A 1,851-nucleotide genomic window follows, 5' to 3' on the forward strand; every position below is an offset into this window, starting at 1 on the left:
GGCGAGAGGCGGGCAGGCGCGCTGAGGGCGGCATTATGGGCGGGGCGGCAAGAGCGTCAGTTGTGGTGATCGCGCTTCGGCCGGATGGCAACCTTGACGTCACCAGAGGCCCCGGTCTGTAATCGCCGCAGGCCAGGGAGAGGCGACCCCCATGGAAAAGATCATCCTCGACTGCGATCCGGGGCACGACGATGCCATCGCCATCCTGCTTGCGGCCGGCAACCCGAACATCGACCTTCTCGGCATCACCACGGTTTCGGGCAACCACAATGTCGAGAACACCACGCGCAATGCGCTCTCCGTATGCACGGCCTACGGCATAAAGGTGCCGGTGGCGAAAGGCTCTCCCGGCCCGCTGATCATCGACCAGGTGCTGGCCGTCGAGATCCACGGCGAGACCGGGCTCGATGGCCCGGAGCTGCCGCCCGCCTCGTTCGAGCTCGACAAGCGCCATGCCGTCGACTTCATCATCGAGACGGTCATGGCGCATGAGCCGAAAACCGTCACGCTGGTGCCGGTCGGGCCCTACACCAACATCGCTCTAGCCGTGCGCAAGGAGCCGCGCATCGTCGAGCGGGTGAAGCGGGTCGTCGCGATGGGCGGAAGTTTCACGCGCGGCAACATCACGCCGGCGGCCGAGTTCAACGTCTATGCCGACCCGGAGGCCGCAGACGTGGTGTTCCGCGCCGCTTGGGACGTCACCATGGTGGGGCTTGACCTCACGCACCAGGCCTTGGCCACCCCCGACCTGCAGGACAGGGTGCGCGCTGTCGGCGGCCCGATCGCCAAATTCATTCTCGATATCTGGGAGTTCATCGCGACCACGCATGGCGGCCTGCTGCAGATAGCCTATCCCGCCGTTCATGACGCCTGCTGTGTGGCGGCGATGATCGATGCAGGCGTCTTCACCACCGAGAAGGCCGACATCCGCGTCGAGCTTGCCGGACGCTGGACCAAGGGCATGACGGTCTGCAATTTCGAGAAGCTGGGCGGCATGCGCCATTTCGGCGGCACGGCGAGCGAGCAGGTCGATTTCCGCCACACCGTGGCGATGAAGCTCGACCATACGAAATTCTGCGACCTTATCGTCGATGCGCTCGAGCGCCTCACCAGGCAAAAAGGCGTGAGGCGCTCCGGCGTCAAGGCCTAGCCGGCCCTCACAGCAGGAACGATTGCCTGTCGCGCAATGTGGCGCTGATGCGGCGATGCCGATCTCGATCTCGCGCTTGTTGGCCAGGATCGCATCGCCGGCCGCACCCTCGACCATCGATCGCAACAGGTGGGCCTGGCCGACCAGCACCGCGTCCTTGTCGGCCAGCGCGACGAGCGTTGCGGCTTCGAGCCGGTAGCGCGGGCGCCTTGCCGCCCTGGGCGACTCTCAAGCCTCCAGGCCCGCGCACGCCAGGAAGTGGGAGAGAATTGGCCCGGCGAAGCCGAGACGGCCATTTCGACGAGAGCCCGGCGTCGGCATCAGCAACCGGCACTGGCACGGTGGTGTCCTTGTTCTGTTGCTTTTTAGTTGAAACTAATTTGAAAGTTACCCGTTAGCAGCGCGTAGGCGAGCTCAAACTTGCCCTGCTGTCGACAGCTAAGTTGAAAGGAGAAGTCCTAAGCCTTTTTCAGTGCTTGGCGTTGCCGAGACCGCTTTTCTATCATTCGTCTTTCGAGCGGCCTCCAGCCGCGCCGGTCACCGCCGAGGCCGATGCCTGGCAGGGCGAGAAGTCGCCATCGCTCGGCACGCATTCGCGCGACGAAGGCTTCGCAGACCGCTGTCGAGCGGAACGCTCGATGAGGAGCCACACAAGGTTGGCCTTGGAACAAAGGTCTGGCCATGAAAAAATACCTAGCAGC

Annotated in this window: 2 protein-coding genes; one reads left to right on the plus strand and one right to left on the minus strand. The window is 64.1% G+C overall.

Going from position 1 to position 1,851, the window contains the following annotated elements:
• Window positions 1-151: 151 nt before the first annotated feature.
• Entirely contained in the window at window positions 152-1,150 is a 999-nt protein-coding gene (locus tag EOA60_RS31160; RefSeq protein ID WP_127335641.1) for a nucleoside hydrolase, read from the plus strand.
• A 502-nt stretch (window positions 1,151-1,652) separates the two neighbouring features.
• On the opposite strand, the gene EOA60_RS38425 is transcribed toward EOA60_RS31160, so the two are convergent.
• Window positions 1,653-1,851: hypothetical protein (locus EOA60_RS38425; protein ID WP_206628330.1), on the minus strand; the 199-nt coding region annotated here is incomplete at its 5' end.

The organism is Mesorhizobium sp. M1A.F.Ca.IN.020.06.1.1 (genome assembly GCF_004023265.1).
Taxonomy (GTDB): domain Bacteria; phylum Pseudomonadota; class Alphaproteobacteria; order Rhizobiales; family Rhizobiaceae; genus Mesorhizobium.